The organism is Neoroseomonas oryzicola (assembly GCF_012163135.1).
In the GTDB taxonomy this organism is placed as follows: Bacteria; Pseudomonadota; Alphaproteobacteria; order Acetobacterales; family Acetobacteraceae; genus Neoroseomonas; species Neoroseomonas oryzicola.
Map to the genome: position 1 here is coordinate 41946 of NZ_JAAVUP010000012.1, position 20974 is coordinate 62919.

15 protein-coding genes are annotated in these 20974 nt (G+C 70.6%); 1 reads left to right on the forward strand and 14 read right to left on the reverse strand.

The genetic code is table 11. From position 1 onward, the window contains the following. Nucleotides 1–101: 101 nt before the first annotated feature. The 14 genes from GWK15_RS22290 to GWK15_RS22355 form a co-directional block, all read right to left on the reverse strand. Nucleotides 102–803: a VOC family protein gene (locus GWK15_RS22290; RefSeq protein ID WP_245211826.1), complete on the reverse strand. Its 702-nt coding sequence runs from the start codon at nt 801–803 to the stop codon at nt 102–104. A gap of 84 nt (nt 804–887) precedes the next feature. Further along, entirely contained in the window at nt 888–2432 is a 1545-nt protein-coding gene (locus GWK15_RS22295) for a hydantoinase/oxoprolinase N-terminal domain-containing protein (RefSeq protein ID WP_168043608.1), read from the reverse strand. Then, the gene (locus tag GWK15_RS22300; RefSeq protein ID WP_168043609.1) at nt 2429–3514 is read right to left on the reverse strand and encodes a DUF917 domain-containing protein; all 1086 of its coding nucleotides are present in this window, start codon (nt 3512–3514) and stop codon (nt 2429–2431) included. The genes GWK15_RS22295 and GWK15_RS22300 overlap by 4 nt, the downstream gene beginning before the upstream one ends. Beyond that, on the reverse strand, nt 3514–4173 hold the full coding sequence (locus GWK15_RS22305; protein ID WP_209442359.1) for an AroM family protein: 660 nt from the start codon (nt 4171–4173) through the stop codon (nt 3514–3516). Before GWK15_RS22305 ends, GWK15_RS22300 begins: the two co-directional genes overlap by 1 nt. Continuing rightward, the gene (locus tag GWK15_RS22310) at nt 4170–5141 is read right to left on the reverse strand and encodes an ABC transporter ATP-binding protein (RefSeq protein ID WP_168043610.1); all 972 of its coding nucleotides are present in this window, start codon (nt 5139–5141) and stop codon (nt 4170–4172) included. Before GWK15_RS22310 ends, GWK15_RS22305 begins: the two co-directional genes overlap by 4 nt. Then, nucleotides 5138–6124 carry an ABC transporter ATP-binding protein gene (locus GWK15_RS22315; protein ID WP_168043611.1) on the reverse strand — a complete coding sequence of 329 codons (987 nt, stop codon included), beginning with the start codon at nt 6122–6124 and terminating at the stop codon, nt 5138–5140. Before GWK15_RS22315 ends, GWK15_RS22310 begins: the two co-directional genes overlap by 4 nt. Beyond that, nucleotides 6121–7011 (reverse strand): ABC transporter permease, encoded by an 891-nt coding sequence (locus GWK15_RS22320; RefSeq protein WP_168043612.1) that lies wholly within the window; start codon nt 7009–7011, stop codon nt 6121–6123. Before GWK15_RS22320 ends, GWK15_RS22315 begins: the two co-directional genes overlap by 4 nt. Continuing rightward, a complete protein-coding gene (locus GWK15_RS22325; protein ID WP_168043613.1) occupies nt 7011–8018 on the reverse strand; it encodes an ABC transporter permease subunit in 1008 nt (335 codons plus the stop codon). The genes GWK15_RS22320 and GWK15_RS22325 overlap by 1 nt, the downstream gene beginning before the upstream one ends. Further along, the gene (locus GWK15_RS22330) at nt 8019–9611 is read right to left on the reverse strand and encodes an ABC transporter substrate-binding protein (protein WP_209442360.1); all 1593 of its coding nucleotides are present in this window, start codon (nt 9609–9611) and stop codon (nt 8019–8021) included. Next, complete coding sequence (locus tag GWK15_RS22335) at nt 9608–13531, reverse strand: hydantoinase B/oxoprolinase family protein (protein ID WP_168043614.1); 3924 nt, start codon at nt 13529–13531, stop codon at nt 9608–9610. Before GWK15_RS22335 ends, GWK15_RS22330 begins: the two co-directional genes overlap by 4 nt. 17 nt (nt 13532–13548) lie before the next feature. Continuing rightward, nucleotides 13549–14331, reverse strand: a complete 783-nt coding sequence (locus GWK15_RS22340; protein ID WP_168043615.1) for an IclR family transcriptional regulator — start codon at nt 14329–14331, stop codon at nt 13549–13551. A gap of 253 nt (nt 14332–14584) precedes the next feature. Then, nucleotides 14585–15625, reverse strand: coding sequence for an ABC transporter ATP-binding protein (locus GWK15_RS22345; RefSeq protein ID WP_168043616.1), 1041 nt, complete (start codon nt 15623–15625; stop codon nt 14585–14587). Then, complete coding sequence (locus GWK15_RS22350) at nt 15622–17355, reverse strand: ABC transporter permease (RefSeq protein ID WP_245211827.1); 1734 nt, start codon at nt 17353–17355, stop codon at nt 15622–15624. The genes GWK15_RS22345 and GWK15_RS22350 overlap by 4 nt, the downstream gene beginning before the upstream one ends. Then, nucleotides 17352–18704: an ABC transporter substrate-binding protein gene (locus tag GWK15_RS22355; protein WP_168043618.1), complete on the reverse strand. Its 1353-nt coding sequence runs from the start codon at nt 18702–18704 to the stop codon at nt 17352–17354. Before GWK15_RS22355 ends, GWK15_RS22350 begins: the two co-directional genes overlap by 4 nt. Before the next feature lie 495 nt (nt 18705–19199). Here GWK15_RS22355 and GWK15_RS22360 point away from each other — a divergent pair, with 495 nt between their 5' ends. Further along, nucleotides 19200–20831 (forward strand): TIGR04028 family ABC transporter substrate-binding protein, encoded by a 1632-nt coding sequence (locus GWK15_RS22360; RefSeq protein WP_168043619.1) that lies wholly within the window; start codon nt 19200–19202, stop codon nt 20829–20831. The last annotated feature ends 143 nt before the right edge of the window (nt 20832–20974 follow it).

The following is a 20974-nucleotide window of genomic DNA, read 5'->3' on the forward strand; positions in this document are numbered from 1 at the left end:
AAGCTTTGATGACATCGGCGGGCCTCTCACCTCCCCGACCGCTCCCGTTTCTATTCGGGGCTGCTGATCGACAGCGGCGTCCCGGGCGATCGCCCGCGGCGTCAGCCGAGCCGGGCCGCCGCGATCGCAGCGACGTCGATCTTCCGCATGGTCATCATCGCCTCGAAGGCGCGCCGCGCCTCGTCGCCGCCGACGGCCAGGGCTTCCGTCAAGATGCGCGGCGTGATCTGCCAGGAAATGCCCCAGCGGTCCTTGCACCATCCGCAGGCGCTCTCCTGGCCGCCATGGCCGACGATCGCGTTCCAGTAACGGTCGGTTTCCGCCTGGTCCTCCGTCGCGATCTGGAAGGAGAAGGCCTCGCTGTGCCGGAAGGCCGGCCCGCCGTTCAGGCCAAGGCACGGAATGCCCGCGACGGTGAACTCGACCGTGAGCACGTCGCCGGCCTTGCCTGAGGGGTAGTCGCTCGGCGCGCGAAACACGGCGCCGACGGCGCTGTCCGGAAAGGTCGCGGCATAGAAGCGGGCCGCCTCCTCCGCATCGCGGTCGAACCAGAGACAGATCGTGTTCTTTGGCATGCGCGTTCCCTCGTCCTCGATGTCGGGCCTGGCGCGGACTATGCGATCGCGGGACCGCGCGTGATTCGCGGCGCTCCGATGCATCGATGGCCCGCCGCGGTCGGAAGGGTAACGCGGGTCGCGGTCGGTGTGTGCATCGGCGTCGCGATCACCTTTCCGCCATCGGGCCTTCACGCGCCGCGATGTCACCGCCGGCCGGGCGGTCATCGGCACGTCGAAGCGCAGCAACCTGCAGGCCCTTCGACCCGGCGTGTTCCGTCGAGGCACATTGCGGTCAGCCGCAGCTGCCGCCGGGTCCGGCTCTATCCGCGCTCAGCCGGAGGCCGCGATCTCCCCCACCACGCGCGCCCGCACCCGGATCGCGCCGCCGGGCAGGTAGGCGATGGGCAGGTCCTCGATGTCCACCAGCGCGAGCGTCGCGCCATCCGCGCCGGCCTCCTCGGCGCGGGCGCGCGCGATGCGTTCGGCCTCGGCCATCGCCTCGATGCGGGTCATGCCCTGAAAGACCTGGTCAGCCTCGCCGCTCACCTGCGCGATGGCCGCGCCGACCGCGTTCGCGACGGCGGCGTGGGCGGGCCGCAGCACCTCGGACACGCCGGGCAGGCGGTCGGGCACGAGGAAGGCACCGCCGCCCACAGCCAGCAGCGGTACGGCGGCCGCGTCGGTCTTCATGCGGTCGACCGATTCCTCGAGCATCCGCGCGGCCTCGGCGAGCACCGCCTGCGCGAAGCGGGGCGTGACATCGCCAACGCGCGACGCATCGCCCAGCGCGAGCAGCCCCGCGCGCACGGCGATGTCGCTGGTCGTGAGCTGCGGCCCGCCGAAGATCCGTGCGAGCTCCGGCAACCGGAATCCGACGCTGCGTGGGCCGATGGTGATGCGTCCGTCCTGCTGCGCCACATGCGATCCGCCGCCGAGGCCGATGGACAGCAGGTCCGGCATGCGGAACAGCGTGCGGACGCCACCCACCTGCACGATGGCGTTCGCCTCGCGCGGGAAGCCGGCCTTGAGCGCGCCGATGTCGCTGGTGGTGCCGCCGACATCGACCACCAGCGCGTCCTTGAGCCCCGTCAGGAAAGCGGCGCCGCGCATGGAATTGGTCGGCCCCGAGGCGAAGGAGAGCACGGGGAAGCGCGCCGCGAGCTCCGCGCGGATGACGGTGCCGTCGTTCTGCGTGATGTAGAGCGGCGCGGCGATGCCGGCCTGGCGCAGCGCTTCCTCGAAGGCCTGCACCGTATGGCGCGCCAGCGGCGCCAGGCAGGCATTGAGCAGGCCGACATTCTCCCGTTCCAGCAGGCCGATGCGGCCGAGGTCGTGGGAGAGGGTGATCGCGGCGTCGGGCATGACGTCGCGGATGATGGCCTCGGCGCGGTCCTCCATGGCCGGATCGAGCGGCGAGAAGATGCCGCTGACCGCGACGCAGGCGATGCCGGCGGCCTTCATCGCGCGCGCCGCGGCGGCGACGGCGGCCTCGTCCAGTGGCATGATCGGCCGGCCGTCATAGTCGAAGCCGCCCTCGACCATGTGCACCTGGCCGCGGACCAGCGCCGCGAGATCCTCCGGCCAGTCGCAGAAGGGCGGCAGGGACTGCGATGCCGGCATGCCGATGCGCAGCGCCCCGACGGGGGCGAGGTCGCGCCGCTGCACCACCGCATTCACGAAATGCGTGGTGCCGATCATCACCGCCTGGACGCCCTGCGGACCCATGGCGCGCGCCACGTCCTGCAGCGCGAGCCGCACGCCGGTCAGCACATCCGCCGTGGTCGGCGTCTTGATCGCGTGCAGGACGCGATCGTCCTCCAGCAGGACGGCATCCGTGTTCGTGCCGCCGACATCGATGCCGATGCGCCGCCTCATGCCGCGGCTCCCGCGAAGACCGATCGGAAGTCGAGGTCATAGCCGAAGGCGCGTGGCCCCACGAAGTCGAGTCCGCGCGGCGAGAGGAAGACGGAGGGCGCGGGCAATGCAACGACGGTGACGCGCTGGCCGTAGCGGAGCGTCTCGGTCCCGATCGCTTCGCCGCTGACGGTATCGAGCACGCAGATCAGGTCGGGCGTCATCACGCGTGGCACCCCATCTTGCCAGCCGACAGCCCATTCGTTCTGGAAGGCGAGCTCGAAGCCCTGGCCGCGCCACTCATCGAGGCCGTCGAGCTTCGCCGTGCCACGCAGGAAGCCTTCCGTGGTGCGGCGCGCGATGTCGGCGACCTTCCCGCGGAACAGCAGCAGACCCTTCTCGGATTCGAGGATCGCCTGCACCGGGTCACGGTGTTCCTTCTGCGCCAGGCGGATCGCCTGGCCGAGCTTGATCGCCTGGGTGGTGGTGCGCAGGATGCCCCAGCGCTTCACCTCGGCCCCGGTGCGCGGCGCCTTGCAGGTGGCGGCGATGGAACCGACCTCGACGCACATCTTGCGCGACAGGCGTTCCATCCATTTCCAGGTCGGGACCTTGGCGACGATGCCCTCGATGCCGCGGGGATCCACAAGCGAGAGCGGCCAGGGCTTCAGGTCGCCGACCGCGAAGGAGGTCATCTGCGCTTCCGGATAGGCGCGGCCCATGGCGTCGGCGTCGACGACCGGCCTGTCGAGCTCCGCGGCGGCGAGGAAGGGCTGTACGCCGTTGTTGCCGCCGATCTCGACCGACATGATCGCGCGGAAGGGCTTGCCGAGATACTCCTCCATCAGCGTCACCGCGCGGGCGATGTTGGCACTGTCCACCAGGCGTTCCTGCCCCACTAGCGGCGCGCCCATGTTGGAGACGACGGCGACCATGTCGTCATCCGCCAACTCGTCGGGGTCCATCAGCGACACGCGCCTCCCGTCGGCGTAGAGGCGCCGCATGTTCAGCAGGCCGAGATAGGGTGACCCGCCGCCCCCCGTGCCCAGCACCCAGGCGCCGACGGCCAGGGCTTCGATCTCGTCCAGGGTGATCTCGCGCATCAGGGTTCCGGCAGAAGCGAAGCGGCGGCGCGTGCGGCCACCGCGACGGAGAGGAGGACGGGACAGGCCAGCGCCGCGACGGCGGCCGCCTTGTCCTGCCGCGTGTAGGAAATGCAGTCGAGCAGCACGAGGTCCGGCTCCTGCTTCGCCATCTCCGCCATCGCGGCTGCGCGGGTGGTGCCGTCGGAATGGGGGCGCAGCGCGACGACGGACAGCGTCAGGCCGTCGCGCGCACGAGACGCGCCGAGCGTCGCCGCCTGCTCGGGCAGCGGCACGAAGAGGCCGAGGCGGCCGCGCGGCAGCAGCGCCTCGGCGAGCCCGTTCAGCACGGCGGAGGGCTGGACCAGGCCGGGCCGCTCCGGCAGGCCCTTGAAGGTGCCGGTGCAGGCCAGCAGCACCGGGCCGGGCGTGGTTTCCAGCAGCGTGCGCATGCGTTGCGTCACCGCTTCCTTGGAGATCGAGACGCCCTCGCCCGAAGGCAGCATGGTGAAGAGCGTGTCGGCGCCGTCGCGCGGCTTGATGGCGGCGATGTCGGCGCGCGTCATCCCGTCCAAGGCGCCCCGCATGGTGATACTCAGCCCTGGGGCGGCGGCCTCGATCTCCGCGGCGAGGTCGGGGCGCGGCGCCTGGCCGATGACGAAGACGGGCAGCGCGGTCATGGCGAGACCTCCATGGCACGGGGGCAGCGAAGGCGATGGCCGTCCATGAGCGTGGCAAGCGGCGGCATCGACTCGCGACAGGCGGGAACGGCGATCGGGCAACGCGGTTGGAAGGCGCAGCCGGGCGGCGGCGAGGCCGGATTGGGCGGTTCGCCCGGCGCGGCGGGCGCGACGCCGTGCGCCGCGAGCCGCGGCACGGAGCCAAGCAGCGCCCGCGTATAGGGGTGGCGCGGTGCGCCGAGCACCTCGGCGGCGGTGCCTTCCTCGACGATGCGGCCGAGATACATGACGGCGACGCGCTCGCAGACCTGCCGCACCACGGCGAGGTTGTGGCTGATGAAAAGGTAGGCGAGGCCGCGTCGCGCCCGCAGCGCGTCCAGCACGTCGAGGATCTGCGCCTGGACCGAGACGTCGAGGGCGGAGGTCGGCTCGTCGAGCACAAGCAGGTCAGGTTCCAGCGCGAGCGCGCGCGCGATGCAGACGCGCTGCTTCTGCCCGCCGGAGAGCTCGTGCGGGAAACGATGCAGGAAGGCGGGCGGCAGACCGACCTCCGTCAGCAGGGCGGCCACGCGGTCGCGCAGTGCGCGCCCCGTGGCGAGGCCCTGGATGCGGAGCGGCTCGGCCACCGCATCCTCGGCCGTCAGGCGCGGATCGAGGGCGGCGGAGGGATTCTGGTGGATGAGCTGCATGCGCCGCCGCAGCGGGCGCATCGCGGCTTCGTCCAGCGCCGTGATGTCCTGCTCGTCGAAGGTGATGCGCCCGGCGCTGAGCGGGATGAGGCGTAGCAGCAGCCGCGCCAGGGTGGACTTGCCGCAGCCGCTTTCCCCCACGATGCCGAGGGCGGCGCCATGGTCGAGCGCGAGGTCGAGTTCGGCCACGGCCTGTACGGCGCGCGTGGCACGGAACAGGCCGCGCTTGCCTTCGTAGGTCTTGGACAGGCCCTCGGCGCGGAGCAGCGGCTGCGTCATGGCGTGGCGTGGTGGCAGGCAATGCTGCGGCCGGGGAGGATCTCGCGGCGCAGGGGCTTCTCGCTGCGGCAACGCTCGGTCGCGACCGGGCAGCGCGGATGGAAGCGACAGCCCCGCGGCGGCGTGATGAGGCTTGGAATGCTGCCGGCGATGCCCTGCGGCCGGCGTTCCGGATGATCGAGGTCGGGCACCGCCGCGATCAGGCCGCGCGCATAGGGATGCAGCGGGCGTGACAGGAGGTCGGCAGTCGCCGCTTCCTCGACCACCGTGCCGGCATACATCACCGCGACGCGCGCGCAGGCGGCGGCGACGACCCCAAGATCGTGCGTGATGAGCATCAGCGCCAGCCCGCGCTCGGCGACCAGGCGCGCAATCAGCGCGAGTACCTGCGCCTGCACGGTGACGTCGAGCGCGGTGGTCGGCTCATCCGCCACCAGCAGCACTGGGTCGCCGGCGAGGGCCATGGCGATCAGCACGCGCTGCCGCATGCCGCCCGAGAGCTGGTGCGGATGGCTGTCGAGCAACCGCGCGGGCTCGGGCAGGCCGACCGCGGCGAGCAGTTCGGCCGCACGCGCCCGGGCGGCGGCGCGGGGGCGCTGGCGCTCCCCCACGGCGGCATCCTGGCCGCGGATCGCATCCTCCATCTGCGTGCCGATGGCGAGCAGCGGATTGAGGTAGGAGGCCGGGTCCTGGAACACCATGGAGATGGCGCGGCCGCGCAGGCGGCGCATCTCGCGATCGGACATGCCGAGGATGTCGCTGCCGCGGAAGCGGATCTGCCCTGAGACGACACGTGCCGGCGGCATCGGGTTCAGCGCCATCAGGCTGCGCGCCAGCACCGACTTGCCGCAGCCTGTCTCGCCCACGATGCCGAGGGTGCCGCCGGCCTCGAGCGTCAGGTCGATGCCGTCCAGCACCTGCGCGGTGCCGTCGAAGGTGTCGAAGGCGAGGCGGTAATCCGCGATCTCGAGCAGCGCGGTCATCCGCGGTTGCTCCGCGGATCGAGGATGTCGCGCAGCCCGTCGCCGAGCAGGTTGAAGCCGAGCACCGCAAGGTAGATGAAGACCCCCGGCGCCATCGCATACCACCACCAGTCGGGCAGATAGCCGCGCGCGATCGAGATCATCGCCCCCCATTCCGGCGTCGGCGGCTTGGCGCCGAGGCCGATGAAGCCGAGCGAGGCGACGGCCAGGATCGCCTGGCCGATGTCCATCGACATCTTCACGATGAGCGGGGAGAGGCTGTTGGGTAGGACGTGGCGGCGCAGGATGCGCGCGCGGGAGGCACCGGCGACGCGCGCGGCCTCGATGAAGGGTTCCTCGCGGATCGACAGCGCCTTGGACTCCGCGAGACGAACATAGCCGGGCCACCAGACCAGGATCAGCGCGATCATGGCGTTCACGATCCCCGGGCCCAGGGCGGCGACCAACGCGATGGCGAGCACCAGGCCCGGCACGGAGAGGAACAGGTCCGTGAAGCGCATGATCGCTTCGCGCAGCCGCCCACCCGCGAGGCCGGCGAGGATGCCGAGGGGCACGCCGATCGCAGCGGCGGCGAAGGTGATGCCGATGCCGACCAGCAACGAAATGCGTGCGCCGATGATGACGCGGGTCAGGATGTCGTTGCCGACCTCGTCCGTGCCCAGCCAATGCGCCGCCGAGGGCGGCTGCAGCTTGTTCGCGAGGCTCACCGCACCGGCAACATGGTCGGGATAAGGCACGATCCAGGGCCCGATCAGCGCCAGCACCACGATGGCGATCACGAGGAACAGGCCGAGCATGGAGGAGAAGGACCGCGAGAGCAGCCAAAGTGCCAGCCGCAGACGGCGGCGCGGCGGGGCGGCGACGGTTTCCTCGGCGGTAGCGGACATCAGGCCCTGCGCAGACGCGGGTCGAGCACGCCATAGAGGAGATCGACGATCAGGTTCGCGATCATGAAGTTCAACCCGACGATCAGCGTCACCCCCATCACCGGCTTGAAGTCGCCCGCGATGGCGGAGGACACGGCGTAGAGGCCGATGCCTGGCCAGTCAAAGACCGTCTCGACCAGCACGGTGCTGGACATCATCCAGCCCCAGCGGAGGCCGATGATCGCAAGCGTCGGCAGCATCGCGTTCTTCAGCGCATGCACCATGACGATGCGCCAGGGTGTCACGCCATGGGCGCGCGCGGCCGTGACGTAGTCCATGCGCAGCGCCTCCACCATCTCGGACCGGTTCACCCGCAGGATGGAGGCGAGGCAGGGCAGCGATAGGACGATCGCCGGCAGGATGATGTGGGACAGTGCCTCCCGGAACAGTCCGAAATTGCCGGTCAGCAGGGAGTCCACCAGCAGTAACCCGGTGATGGGCGGGGGCGGTTCCGTGAAGACCGACAGGCGTCCGCTGGTGGGCAGCAGGCCGAGCCAGGTCGCGAAGGCCAGTTGCAGCAACAGCCCGAACCAGAAGGGCGGCAGCGCGATGCCGGAGACGGCGAAGATGCGCGTGGCATGATCCGCCGGCCCGTCCTTGCGAAGCGCCGAGAGCACGCCGAGCGGCACGCCGAGCAGCACGCCGAGCGCCATGGCGAGTATCACGAGTTCCAGCGTCGCCGGGAAGTACCGCGCGAGATCCGTGCCGACCGAACGCCCCGTGGCGATCGAGCGGCCGAAATCCCCATGCGCGAGGTCCGTGAGGTAGCGCAGGAACTGCTCCGGCAGCGGCTTGTCGAGACCGTAGTCCCGGCGCGCCTGTTCGATCTGCGACCGACCGGCATCCGGCCCCGCCGCCAGCGCCGCCGGATCCGACGGCGCGACATTGGAGATCACGAAGGTCAGGCAGACCAGCCCAAACAGCATCAGCCCCGCTAGGCCGATGCGCCGGAGGAGGTAGCCCAGCACCTATCCGCGGGCCCAGAGCGGGTAGAGGTCGATCTCCCCGGTGAAGCGCACGGGGGAGAAGGTGAAGCCCTGGACGTAGTCGCGCCGCGCCCAGATGCGGTTCGCCACCATGCCGAAAAGCTCCGGCTGGTCGGCGACGATCTGCGTCTGGATGCGGGCATAGAGCGCCATGCGCTTGGCGTTGTCGGTCTCGCCGCGCGCCTCGTCGATCCAGCGCGACACCTCGGCGTTCTCGTAGTGCGCGGTGCCGTAATACAGGCCCCAGGAGGCGCGATGGTACTGGTACGCCACCGTGTCGGGGTCGGTGCCCACCGGCGTCACATAGACCGACATCATGTTCGGCGATGTCTCGGGCTTCGAGCCGCGGCTCGTCATCGTCGGCCAGGGCTGACCGACGATGTTCACGCGGATGTCGAGCGCGCGCAGGCTGTCGAGCAGCGCGAGACCGATGCGCCGCGCATCCTCGAGCCCCTGGACGTGCACGTATTCCAGCTCGATCCCGCCATTCGGGAAGCGCGACCGGCGCAGGAAGTCGCGCGCCTTGTCGAGATCCTTGCGCGGGATGCCAGGCACGTCGATGTGCCCGGCCATCGAGGCGGGGAAGGGGCTCGTCATCAGCACGGCGGCGCCGTTGTGGATGGCGAGCAGGGAATCATAGTCGAAGGCGTAGGCGATCGCCTTGCGCAGGTTGATGTCCGCGGTCGGACCCTGCTGGCAATTGAACTTGATGCCGAAGGTGGTCGAGCCCTTGTGGTTCTCCACCACCACGCCCGGCACGCGCGACAGCTGTTCGATGTCGTCGGGCGTGAGGTTGGTGATGATGTCGGCCTCGCGCCGCTGGAGCGCGGCCTTGCGGGGCGCCGCCTCGCGGATGATGCGGTAGATGATGCCGGACGGCCGGTCGGCATCGGCCATTGGCCAGCCCTTCCAGTAGTCGGGCACGGCATCGAGGTGCATCAGCGTGTTGGCGTCGAAGCGGCGCAGGCGGAAGGGGCCGGAGCCGGCGGCATTCTCGGTCAGCCACTTGCGGCCGAGGTCGTCGCCGTCCTGGTTCGCCCTCACCTGGCGCGGGTTCACCACGTACCACCACGGCACGTAGGAAATGAACGGCGCGAAGGGCCGGTCCAGCGTGAAGCGGACGGTGCGCGCATCGACCGCGGCGATGTTCTCGGGCTTCAGGAAGTCCTTGAGCATCCACGCGATGCCCGCGTTCAGCTTCAGGCCGCGCTCGAAGGAAAAGCGCACCGCCTCGGCGTCCACCGGGTCGCCGTTGTGGAACTTCGCGTTGCCCACCAGGTGGAAGGTGTAGGTCAGGCCGTCGGGCGAGACCTCGTAGCGCTCGGCGAGCCAGGGGACGATCCGCGGCGGGTCGCCCTCGTACTTCAGCAGCGCGTCGTAGACGGACTGCTGGATCATCCGCGTGGACCAGTCGTAGCGCACATGCGGGTCGAGCACCGGCACCTGCTGGTTGCCCGAGAAGACCAGCACCTTGCGGTTGCCGTCGCGCTCGAAGGCCATGCCGATGCCGGGCATGCCGGCGGTGAGCAATGCCGCGCCGGCCATCAGCCCGCGGCGGGAAATGTCTTGTGTCATGCTGAACCCCCGGTCGTTGCCGCCATGTCCCTGTCCGCGCCTGTTCCGCGTTCCGCCCGCCGCCGCGCGGTGGCGACGGGATCGATGCGCCCGTCCGGCCCGAGCACGACACCATAGTCGCGAACGGCGCCATCGCGCGTGATGTAATCATCGTCGAGGTCGGCCTGCACGGCTTCGACCGACCGATCCCACGGGTCGCCGAAGCCCGAGCCGCCGGCGATGCGGCCTTCGATCTCGGTGCGGGCGTCGAGCAGCGTCACCATCTCGCCGGTTCCGACGTCGCGCGGCGTCGCATCGTCCGGGCCCTTCACCAGGCCCAGGCCGGGCGCGCCGGGGCGGCCGCCGAACAGCCCTTCGGGCTTCAGACCCCAGCCTTCGGGATAGAGGCCGACCATGATCGGCTCCGTTCCGCCGACCAGGCGCCGCGCGCGCATGCGCTGCCCGAGCCCGCCGCGCTGGCGGCCAGGCCCGGCGGTGTCGGCGACGAGGCCCTTTTCCAGCACCAGCACGGGCATGCGGCTTTCCAGCAATTCGACGGGCGTGTTGGCCGCCGAGGTCGGGAAGAGCAGCCCGGACTTGCCGTCCGCCTTGGACGATGCGCCCTGTCCGCCACCCATGAAGAAGTGATCCGACGCGACGCGGCCCTGATGATTGCGGCCATAGAAGCCGTAGGATTTCGGCAGGCCGGTGAAGGCCTGGACCTTGTCCGGGATCGCCGGCGCCATGGCGCGATACAGGTTCGGCCCGAGGAACCAGGATAGCCGCGTGCGGTAGGCGACTGATGCGGGCGGTTTGCAGTTCAGGGCCGAGCCCTCGGGCGCCACGACGCTGATCGGCGCGTAGCAGCCGGCATTGCCGCGTACATTCGGCGTCAGCATACATTTCAGCGGGTAGGAGGAATGCGCCGCCGTCACGTTCATCGTGCAGTTCAGCCCGCCGCGCGGCAGGGTGGGTGGGGCGTCCACGTGTTCCACATGGATGCTGTCGCCCTTCTTGTGGACGCGGACGCGGTAGCGCAGCACCTCGCCCAGCGGGCGGTTCTCGATCTCGCTCTCATAGACGCCGTCGGGCACGGCGCGGATGGCGGCGCGGGTCGCGGCCTCGCTGCGGCCCTGCACCACGGCGGCGAGCGCGGCGAGGTCCTGCAGCCCGTATTCCTCCATGAAGGCCACCAGCCGCTGCGCGCCGAGCGCATTGGCCGTGACCATGGATTCGACGTCGCCCAGCACCTGGTCGCTGTTGCGGATGTTCTGCGCCATGAGACGGAAGAGCGAGCGATCCGGTCGCCCCGCCTCATACAGCTTCATGGGCGGGATCTGCAGGCCCTCGTCGTAGATCTCGCGCGCCGCCAGCGGGTCCTTCACGCCGCCGATGTCGCTGACATGGCCGACCGTGCCCATCAGCGCGACCACGCGGCCGTTGTGGAACACCGGCGTGACGAGGGCGATGTCGAACAGGTGCCCGGCGCAGAGCCAGGGGTCGTTCGTCACCAGCACGTCGCCCGGCTGCAGCGTCTCGGCCGGGAAATGCTCGAGCAGCGCCTTCACGCAGCGGGTCAGCGTCAGGTTGAACAGCGGCATGGCGCGCGGCGAATGCGCCAGCGGATTGCCCTGCGGGTCGAGGATCTCATTCGCGAAGTCCTGCGCCTCGGCGATGATGAGCGAATAGGCCGTGCGGCAGACGGTCTGCCACATCTCCTCGACGATCGAGATCAGGCGCGACCACATGATCTCGAGCCCGATCGGGTCGGATTCGATGCGCGCCTTGGCGTCTTCCAGCGCCATGCCGGGGGTCACCAGCGCCTCGCCCTTCGCCGCCGCGGCGACGGTGATCCGAAGGTTGAGCACGGCGTCGATCTCGACCGCGTCGCCGGGGCCGATGATGGTGGTGGCCTCGCGTTCCTCGATGATGGCCGGGCCGGGAATGCGGTCGCCGGGCTTGAGGCGGTAGCGGTCGTAGACCGGCGTGTCGCGGAAGGCGCCGTCGAACCAGGCCGGGCGGCTGCCCTTCAGCGCCGCGCCGTCCTGTGCGCTGCCGGCGACGGCACCCGACACGGTGATCTGCGGCTCCGGCCCCAGCACGCGGACGCGCAGCGAGAGCAACTCGATCTCCGCACCCTCGACGACGCGGGTATAGAGCCGCTGGTAGGTCTCGACGAAGGCAGCACGGATGTCGGGCAGGCGCGCGGCGTCGAGCGCGCCGTCGGGCAGCGGCACCGCGATCTGGTGCAACTGTCCAATCAGGCGCATCTCGGCCGAGCGCTCCACGCGCATCGCCGCCTCGGCGACGCCAGCGCCGCGCAGGCGGTCGCGCGCTTCTGCCTCCAGCCCCGCGAGCGCCGCATTGACGGCCACCCAGTCAGCACCGGCGCCGAGCGGCGCGATCAGGCTGCGCGACTGCTCGAAGGCCAGCGGCGCGGCGAGGAATCCCAGCGCCGAGGCCGCGCCCGAGGCCGGCGGCACCAGCACCTGCGTGATGCCGAGGATGCGTGCCACGTCCGCCGCATGCGCCGGCCCGGCGCCTCCGAAGGCGACCATGGCGTAGCGGCGCGGATCGCGGCCCTTCTCGACCAGGTGCACGCGCGCGGCACCCGCCATGGCCTCGCAGACCACGGCATGCACGCCCCAGGCGGCCTCGATTCCCGACAGGCCGAGGCGCGCGCCGAGCCGCGTCATCGCGGCCTCGCTGGCCGCGAGGTCGAGCGACATTGCGCCGCCGAGGAAGAAACCCGGATCGTAGTAGCCGAGCAGCAGGTTGGCGTCGGTGACGGTCGCCTCCGCCCCGCCCCGGCCGTAGCAGGCGGGGCCCGGATCGGCGCCTGCGGAATGCGGGCCGACCTTGATCAGCCCGGTCTCATCCACGCCGGCGATCGATCCGCCGCCGGCGCCGATCTCGATCATGTCCACCACGGGCGAGCGGATGGGCAGGCCGGAGCCACGCTTGAAGCGATGGACGCGCGCGGCTTCCATCATCGGCGCGACTTCGGCGCGACCATTCTCGATCAGGCAGGCCTTGGCGGTGGTGCCACCCATGTCGAAGGCTAGGGCATCGGGCAGCCCGGCGGCGCGGGCGAACAGCACCGTGGCGAGCGCCCCGCCGGCCGGACCGGATTCCAGCAGACGGATCGGGAAGGCGCGCGCCACCTCGGACGCGCAGAGCCCGCCATCGGACTGCATCAGCCGCAGCGTGCCCGCGAAGCCGAGCGCATCCAGTTCGCGCAGCAGCCGCCCCAGGTAGCGGTCCATCAGCGGCTGCACGAAGGCATTCGCGCAGGTGGTGACGCTGCGCTCGTATTCGCGGATCTCGGGCGCGACCTCGCTCGAGAGGCTGACCGAGACGCTCGGGAAGGCGGCGCGCAGCACGGCGGCGGCGGCCTTCTCATGCGCCGGGTTGGCGTAGGCGTGGAGGAAGCAGATCGCGATGGCGGTGCAGCCCTCGGCGACCAGGCGCGCGCCGGCGGCGCGGACGGCTTCCGCATCCAGCGGCGCGACGATGTCGCCGTCATGGGCGATGCGTTCCGTGATCTCGATGCGCCGGCGGCGCGGCACGATCGGGTCGGGGAAGCGCAGGAACAGGTCGTAGATGTCGTAGCGCTGCTCGATGCCGAGTTCGAGCACGTCGCGGAAACCCCGCGTCGTGAGCAGCCCCGTCGTCGCGCCGCGCCGCTCGATCAGCGCATTGGTGACGAGGGTGGTGCCGTGCACCACCTCGGACAGGTCGCCGGCCGCGATGCCGGCCTGGGCGGTGATGGCGCGGATGCCCTCCAGCGCGCCCTCGGCCGGGTCCTGCGGCGTGGTCAGGCATTTATGCAGGGTGATGCCGCCCGTCGCGGCGTCGAGCAGGACGAAGTCGGTGAAGGTGCCGCCGATGTCGAAGCCGAGCCGCCAGCGGCCGGCCAGTCGGGGCGGGGTATCGGGCACGGTCGTATCCTTCCTCGTCACGCGGCGGGGGCCAGGGCGGTCGCCTGGCTCGCCCAGGCCGCATCGCCCACCAGCGCGGCGACGTCCCGCGCCCCGGCCAGCAGCCGGCGGATGATGTCCTTCCGCTCCGCCGCCGTGACGGTCGCGATCGGATAGGCGATGCAGAGGCTGACGGTCTCGCCCGTCTCGGGCGCGCCGACGGCGCAGGCGATGGCGCCGACGCCGCGGTTCGCCTCGTCATGCGATTCCGCGTAGCCGACCGCGCGCACCTTCCGCAGCCGGTCGAGCAGTTCCGCGATGTCCTGCGGCGCGGTGCGCGACACCGGCGCCCAGGGTTCGGCGAACAGCGCGCGCACCTGGTCGTCGGTCATGCGCGCGAGCATCGACCGTCCGGTCGCGCAGGAATGGGCCGGCAGCGGCCGGCCGACCGGGGTTGCGACATGCAGCGCGTTGCTGCCCGGATGATAGGTGACGCCCGAGACGGCATTGCCGTCGCGGATCGAGACATAGCCCGTGTGCCCGATCGCGGCGACAAGACGCGCGACCACGGCGTCGGCGCGATTCACGAGCGACGACGCGCTCCGGAAGCTCTGGCCGAGGCCGAGGAGCAGCGCGCCGGGCCGGTAGCGCTTGGACTCCCCGATCGTCTCGAGCAGCCCGGCGTCGCGCATGGCGCGCAGCAGGCGCGAGGTGTTGCTCTTCGGAAGCGCGAGCAGCGACGCCGCCTCGGTGACGGTGATGCTGCTGCGCGTCGCCGAGAAGCAGCGAAGCACCGCGGCGGTGCTCGCGAGGGTGGTCATCCGGTCATCCCGAGGTGTTCCACTTTATGGAACTTGAATGCAAGATGATGGAACGCTAGGCGGGGGCCCCGGGCCTGGCAAGATCCTTCCTGGTGGATGAATCGACACGCCGGGCGCGGGCTGCACGTCCGTCGTGCAGGGTGTGACCGGAGATCGCGCAGGACGGTCCGCGCCTATCCTGCCGCCGGTCGCGGAGAATGCCGGGCAAGCCGCCGCGACGGCACCCCGGGAAGCGCCCCGGCGACAGCCGGCTTTAGAGGATCGACACCTGCCGCGGGTCGATCTCGAGCCGCACCGTGCCGCCCGGGGCGAGCGGATCGCGGCCGCGCAGATGCGCTTCCTCCGTCGTCAGTTGCTGGCCTTCCTGGAGTTCGAGCGTGTAGCGGACATGCCCGCCCAGGAACTCCGTCCGCAGCACCCGCGCCGCAAGTGCTCCGCCGCTGGCGTCGCGATGAAGCCGGATGCCCTGCGGCCGCAGGGCCAGCGTGACGCGGCCCGGCGCCGCGGGCTCGTTGAGCGGCAGGGCGATCCCGCCGGCGCGGAAAACGCCGTCCTCCACCGTGCCGTCGATCAGGTTGGCGGTGCCGAGGAAAGCCGCGACGAAGCGGTTCGCCGGCCGGTCGTAGAGTTCCGTGGGCGTGCCGATCTGCAGCACGCGCCCGCCGTCCAGCACCGCCATGCGGTCGGCCGCGGCGTTCGCTTCCTCCTGGTCGTGTGTGACCAGGATGGTCGTGAGGCCAAGGCGCCGCTGCAACTCGACCAGCTCCTGCCGCACCCCGGCACGCAGCGCGGCGTCGAGGTTCGAGAGCGGCTCATCCAGCAGCAGCACCTCGGGTTCGATGGCGAGCGTGCGCGCGATGGCGACGCGCTGCTGCTGGCCGCCCGACAGCTGCGCCGGCCGCCGGTCGATCAGATGCGCGAGCCCGACCATGTCGAGCGCGGCGCGCACGCGCCGGTCGCGTTCGGCGCGCGGCACGCGGCGACGCTCGAGCCCGAAGGCGACGTTCTGCGCGACCGTCATGTGCGGCCACAGCGCGTAGTTCTGGAACACCAGGCCGACATTGCGGCTCCAGGGCGGCGTGCGCGTCATGTCGCGCCCGCCGATCAGGATGCGGCCGCGATCCGGCGTCCCGAAGCCGGCGATCAGGCGCAGCAGCGTGGTCTTGCCGCTGCCCGACGGGCCGAGGAAGGCGAAGAACTCGCCCTTGCGGATGGAGAGCGAGACATCCTCCAGCACCCGCGTGGCGCCATAGCCGAAGGAGACGCCCTCCACATCCACGCCCTGCGCGCTCATGCCGCCCCCCGGGGTTCAACGGTCCTCGAGCGGCGCCGGCGTTCGCGTTCGGCGAAGGCATGGGCCGCCCAGGTGCAGATCGCGACGACGACGACCGCGATGACGCCGAGTGCGGCGCCGGGTCCGCGGCCGGCCGCGCTCTGCATGTAGATGTAGATGCCGTAGGAGAGCGGCGCGTCCACGTCCCGCGTCACCAGCACCAGCGTGGCCGAGAGTTCCACTGCGGCCGTGGCGAAGCTGGTGACGAAGGCCGCGGCGAGCCCGCCCGCCATCAGCGGCACGACGATGCGCGCAAGGGTCGTCGCGGACCCCGCGCCCAGGTTCTCGGCCGCTTCCTCGAGGCTTCGGTGCACCTGCCGCAGCGCCGCCGTTGCCGCCCGCAGCGCATAGGGCAGGCGCCGCACCGCAAGCACGATGGTCAGCATGATCCAGGACGTCGCGAGGGAATCCCCGCCTGGCAAATGAACGTCGAAATAGGTGCGCAGGATTCCGATACCGAGCACCAGCCCCGGCACCGCCAATGCCGACATCGCCACAAGGTCGAGCAGGGCGCGCCCCGGCAGCCGCGTGCGGTGCACCAGCCAGGCGATGACGACGCCCAGCACGACGTCGATGAGCGCCGCGATGCCGCAGAAGAGCAGCGTGTTGGTCAGGAACTGCGGCGTCTCCCGCAACACCGTCGCGTAGTGGGCGAGGGTGAAGCCGTCGGGCAGCGGGCTGAAGGACCAGATGGTCGCGAGGCTGAGCAGCAGGATGCCGGCATGCGGGGCGAGCACGAGCAGCAGCGCCGGCACCACGAAGCACCATGCCAGGATCCTGCCGGTGCGCGTCATCCGTCGTTGCGACAGCCCGCCGCCGCCGCGCTGCGCGGTGGCATAGTCACGCCCGCGCAGCAGGAGCGCTGACCCTGCCATCGCCGCGACCGAGACCACCACCAGGATGACGCTGATCACATAGCCCATCGGGTCGCCGAGCCCGACGGAGGTGACCCGAAGATAGGCCTGCGGGGCGAGCATGTTCGTCACGTTCAGCAGCAGCGGCGTCGCCAGGTCATCGAACACCTTGACGAAGACGAGGCTCGCCCCGGCGAGGTAGCCCGGCAGCGCCAGCGGCAGGACGATGGTGCGCAGCAAGTTCGCCCCGCGCGCGCCGAGATTCTGCCCGGCCTCCTCCATCGACACGTCGATGTTCGAGAGCGAGGCGCTGAGGTTCATCAGGATGAAGGGGAAGTAGTGCAGCGACTGGACGAAGATGACGCCGTTCAGTCCCTCCATCAGGTCGAGCCGGACGTCGAACCAGTCCATCAGCAGCAGGTTCACCGTCCCGTTGCGCCCGAAGATGAGCTGCATCGCGACCGCCCCCACGAAGGGCGGCATGACCAGCGGCAGCACGCCCAGCACCGCGATCAGCGCGCTGCCCGGGAATCGGTAGCGCGCGAGGATCACCGCGAGCGGCACCGCGAGCAGCGAGGCGAAGACCACGCTCATGCCCGCGACGTAGAGGCTGTTCCAGAAGCTCTCGATGAACAGGCTGGTGCGGAAGAAGTCGGCGAAGTGCACGAGGGTGAAGCCACCCTCCGCCGCAGCGAAGGCGGTCAGGAAGACGCGCCCGACCGGCACCACCAGGAAGGCCAGCAGGAAGGCGGCGACGATGGCGGCGGCGGCGACCTGGCTCGCGCTCGCCTCGATGCGGAGGCGCGCGCTCCAGGGGCGCGAGGCGGTCGCGCTCAACGGGCGCGCTGGGCCTGCTCGGCGAGGCGCTTCGCCTCGGCATAGGCGGCGACCGCGTGGCGGTCCCATTCCTCCTCGAACTGTGCCTGACGGCCGGCGGCGGGGCGGTCGGGCCGCGCGGCGCGGAAAGCGCCGGCGATGGCGGGATCGGCGGCCTGGGCCTCGGTGACCGGGACGGCGGTCAGCTTGGCGCGCGCCTCGTTCAGCAGGCGCCGGCCCTCGGCGTTGTCACGACGGCCGAGCGCCGTATCGGCGGCGCGCACGGCCTTCCAGGCATCGGTCAGCTCTCGCAGGCGGAAGGTGATGACGCGGTCGAACAGGCTGTTGACCAGCTCGTAGCGGACCTCGGAGACGTCGTTGTTGAAGCGCACGCGCGCGCCGAGGCTCGGGTTGGTGAAGGGGTTCGGGAAGCCGGCCGGCGCGTTCGCATAGGTCTCCTGCCGCACCGGCAGGCGCATCACCTTGGGATCGAGCAGAACCTGCTGCCCCGCGGGCGAGAGCAGGAACTGGATGAAGGCGCGCGCGGCTTCCGGATTCCGCGCGCCTTCGACCATGCCGATATTCGCCGGCACCAGCGTGGTCACGGTCGGGTAGACGAATTCCACCGGGAAGCCCGACGCCTTGGCCGAGAGGCCGAAGAAGTCGATCACGATGCCGATGCCGTACTGGCCGCTGTTCACCGCATCCGGCACGCCGAAGCTGCGGTCCGAGACCTGAGCGAAGTTGCCCGCCATCTCGAGCAGCTGCGCCCAGCCCATCTCCCAGCCTTCGCCCTGCAGGATCGTCTCGATGGTCAGGTGGGTGGTGCCGGAGCGGCTCGGCGCCGAGATGCCGACATGGCCCTGGTAGACCGGCCGCGTCAGGTCCACCCATTCCTTTGGTTCGGGCAGGCGGTTCGCGCGCAGGTAGCGCGTGTTGTACATGATGCCATAGCCGGATACGGCGAAGCCGAAGTAGCGCCCGTCGGGATCATTGGTCGGCTGGCCGCCGATGCGCTCGGGAATGCCGGCGGTGTCGATGCGCGGCTGCGCCAGCAGGTTGCCCTGCTTCAGCACCTCGAAGGCATCGGGCGCGCTGGCCCACATCAGGTCCGGCGGGCTCGAGCGCGTCTCGCGGATGAAGGCGACGGCAGCGGCGGTGTTGCGGTTCTGGATCTCGACCTTGGTGCCGGGGTTCGCGCGTTCGAAGGCCTGGACGAAGGGCGTGGTGACGTCGCGCGAGAAGCTGGTGACGATGACGACGCGCGGTTCGAGCGCCGGCTGGGCACCGGCCCGCGTCGTGCCGTGCAGCAGCCCGATGGTGCCGCCGGCGGCGAGAATCGCGCGGCGGGATGTGGCGGGCTGCGGCATGGCGTGCGTCTCCTTGTTTCCGGCCTCTTGCTGAGGCTTCGGTCCCGGTCTCGGGTCAATCTGCCATGAAGCGGCGAGGAGTGGGAATGCGCCATCCGCGACGACACGGCGGCGGATGGGCTCGCGGTTGCGGCGCGCAGTGCCGTCGCGAGCGGGCAGGGCGGTCTGCGCGCGAAGCTTCGGCGCGGCCGCGTCGTCGGCGAAAGGTGCCCGGCGCGACAGGCGAGTGCCAACGGCCGCGGGCCGCCCCGACCGACCGACTCCGCGTTGGATGAGCGGCGACATGGCGGCCAGAGCGGTCGACGTTCCTGCGCGCCGGGAGAAGGATCATCCCCTGTGCCACTCCTGGGGCAATGGCGTGCCGGCCCGCCCGCAAATTGGGCGATAATGATCTAGGCTATTGATCTGGCGCGTTGTTGAGTCACTTCCTGGTTGCGGGAAAGCCGCCGGGGTCCCTAGCCTCGTCGGCCGTGATCTCCCGCATCAGGAGTTGAAATGTCTCTTTCGCGCCGTTCGCTGTTCGCCGCACCGGCCCTGCTGCCGGCGCTGGCCGCCTCGCGCGGCGCCTCGGCGCAGGCCGCGCCGCAGCGTGGCGGGACGTTGATCTATCTCGAGCAGCAGACCTACACGAACCTCTACCCGCCCGCGGCCGGGCACTATCCGGCAGGCGGCGTGATCAACCAGATCACCGACAAGCTGACCTACCAGAACCCGCAGACGCTCGAGATCGAGCCGTGGATCGCCGAGAGCTGGACGATCAACGCCGACGCGACGGAATACGTGTTCCGGCTACGCCGGGGCGTGACCTTCTCGGACGGCACGGCGCTCGATGCCGCCGCCGTCGCGAAGAACTACGACACCTACGGCCGCGGCAATCGCGAACTGCGCCACGCGGTGTCCGAGGTCATCACAAACTACGAGCGCAGCGAGGTGATCGACCCGCTGACGGTGCGCTTCGTCTTTCGCGCGCCCTCGCCTGGCTTCCTGCAGGGAACCTCGGTGATCGGGTCGGGCCTGGTCTCCCCGGCGACGCTCGCCTTGCCATTCGACCAGATGGGCGATGCGACGAAGATCATCGGCTCCGGTCCCTTCGTGGTGGCGCGCCAGGTGCTGGGGCGCGAGCTCGTGCTGAATGCGCGGCGCGACTACGCCTGGGGCCCCGCGAAGCATCCGCACCAGGGTCGCGCGCTGCTCGACAGCATCCGCATCATCGTCAACGGGGAAGACAGCGTGCGCGTCGGTGCGCTGCTGTCGAACCAGGCGCAGATCGCGCGGCAGATCCCGGCCTTCGACGAGAACCGGATCCAGGGTCGCGGCTTCCAGCTGTTCGCGCCGCCGACCCGCGGCGTGAACAACTCCATCACCTTCCGCCCCGACAACCCGATGGTCGCCGACATCCGCGTGCGCCGCGCCCTGCTGCACGGCACCAATGCGCAGGAGGTCGTCGACACGCTGTTCTCGCCGAACTATCCGCGCGCGACCTCGGTCATCGCCTCGACCGCGCAGGGGTATGTCGACCTGTCGGACCGGCTGACCTTCGATGCGGCCCTGGCCGCGCGGCTGCTGGACGAGGCCGGCTGGGCGCGCGGTGCGAATGGACAGCGCGCGAAGGATGGCCAGGAGCTCGCCCTGGCCGCCTATGAGAGCCCGAACTACGCGCGCAGCAAGGACACGATGCAACTCGTCGCGCAGCAATGGGCCAGGCTGGGGGTGAAGCTGTCGGTGATGGCGGGGGACCTCGGCTCGCGCACCGTCGACAGCCTCGACCCGCTGAAGACGCCGCTGTCGCCCGCGATGGTCGGCCGTGCGGATCCCGACGTGATCCGGTCGAACTTCTATCCGACCACGCGCAACATGCTGCTGCAGACCGGCGGCGTCAGCCGGCGGGTGCAGTCCTTCTCGGATCCCGCGCTCAACGCGCAGCTCGACGCCATCGCATCGGAACCCGACCAGGCGAAGCGCCTGCTGCTGGTGGGCGAGGTTCAGCGCCACCTGATCGACCAGGCCTATGTGATCCCGCTGTTCGAGGAACCGCAGGTCTTCGCCGCATCCCCCCGGCTTCGCGGCATGGGGTTCGAGGCGGTGGGGCGGCCCTTCTTCTACGCCGCCTGGCTGGCGGCGCGCTGACGACGCGGATGCCTGGAATCCGGGCAACGAGATTCCAGGTTGCCGCAATTCTGGAGCAAGTCCGTCTGCAAATGACACTTATCTTGGAAGATCTTCGTCATTTCCCTGGAAGCGCCATGGCGCCGTTGCCTAGGCTCATCCCC

Excerpts from the sequence above, each read along its gene's own strand:
- GWK15_RS22305 (WP_209442359.1), bottom strand. The coding sequence starts at position 4,173 with ATGACCGCGCTGCCCGTCTTCGTCATCGGCCAGGCGCCGCGCCCCGAC.
- GWK15_RS22330 (WP_209442360.1), bottom strand. The coding sequence starts at position 9,611 with ATGACACAAGACATTTCCCGCCGCGGGCTGATGGCCGGCGCGGCATTG.
- GWK15_RS22295 (WP_168043608.1), bottom strand. The coding sequence starts at position 2,432 with ATGAGGCGGCGCATCGGCATCGATGTCGGCGGCACGAACACGGATGCC.
- GWK15_RS22315 (WP_168043611.1), bottom strand. The coding sequence starts at position 6,124 with ATGACCGCGCTGCTCGAGATCGCGGATTACCGCCTCGCCTTCGACACC.
- GWK15_RS22355 (WP_168043618.1), bottom strand. The coding sequence starts at position 18,704 with ATGCCGCAGCCCGCCACATCCCGCCGCGCGATTCTCGCCGCCGGCGGC.
- GWK15_RS22310 (WP_168043610.1), bottom strand. The coding sequence starts at position 5,141 with ATGACGCAGCCGCTGCTCCGCGCCGAGGGCCTGTCCAAGACCTACGAA.
- GWK15_RS22320 (WP_168043612.1), bottom strand. The coding sequence starts at position 7,011 with ATGTCCGCTACCGCCGAGGAAACCGTCGCCGCCCCGCCGCGCCGCCGT.
- GWK15_RS22360 (WP_168043619.1), top strand. The coding sequence starts at position 19,200 with ATGTCTCTTTCGCGCCGTTCGCTGTTCGCCGCACCGGCCCTGCTGCCG.
- GWK15_RS22345 (WP_168043616.1), bottom strand. The coding sequence starts at position 15,625 with ATGAGCGCGCAGGGCGTGGATGTGGAGGGCGTCTCCTTCGGCTATGGC.
- GWK15_RS22300 (WP_168043609.1), bottom strand. The coding sequence starts at position 3,514 with ATGCGCGAGATCACCCTGGACGAGATCGAAGCCCTGGCCGTCGGCGCC.
- GWK15_RS22340 (WP_168043615.1), bottom strand. The coding sequence starts at position 14,331 with ATGACCACCCTCGCGAGCACCGCCGCGGTGCTTCGCTGCTTCTCGGCG.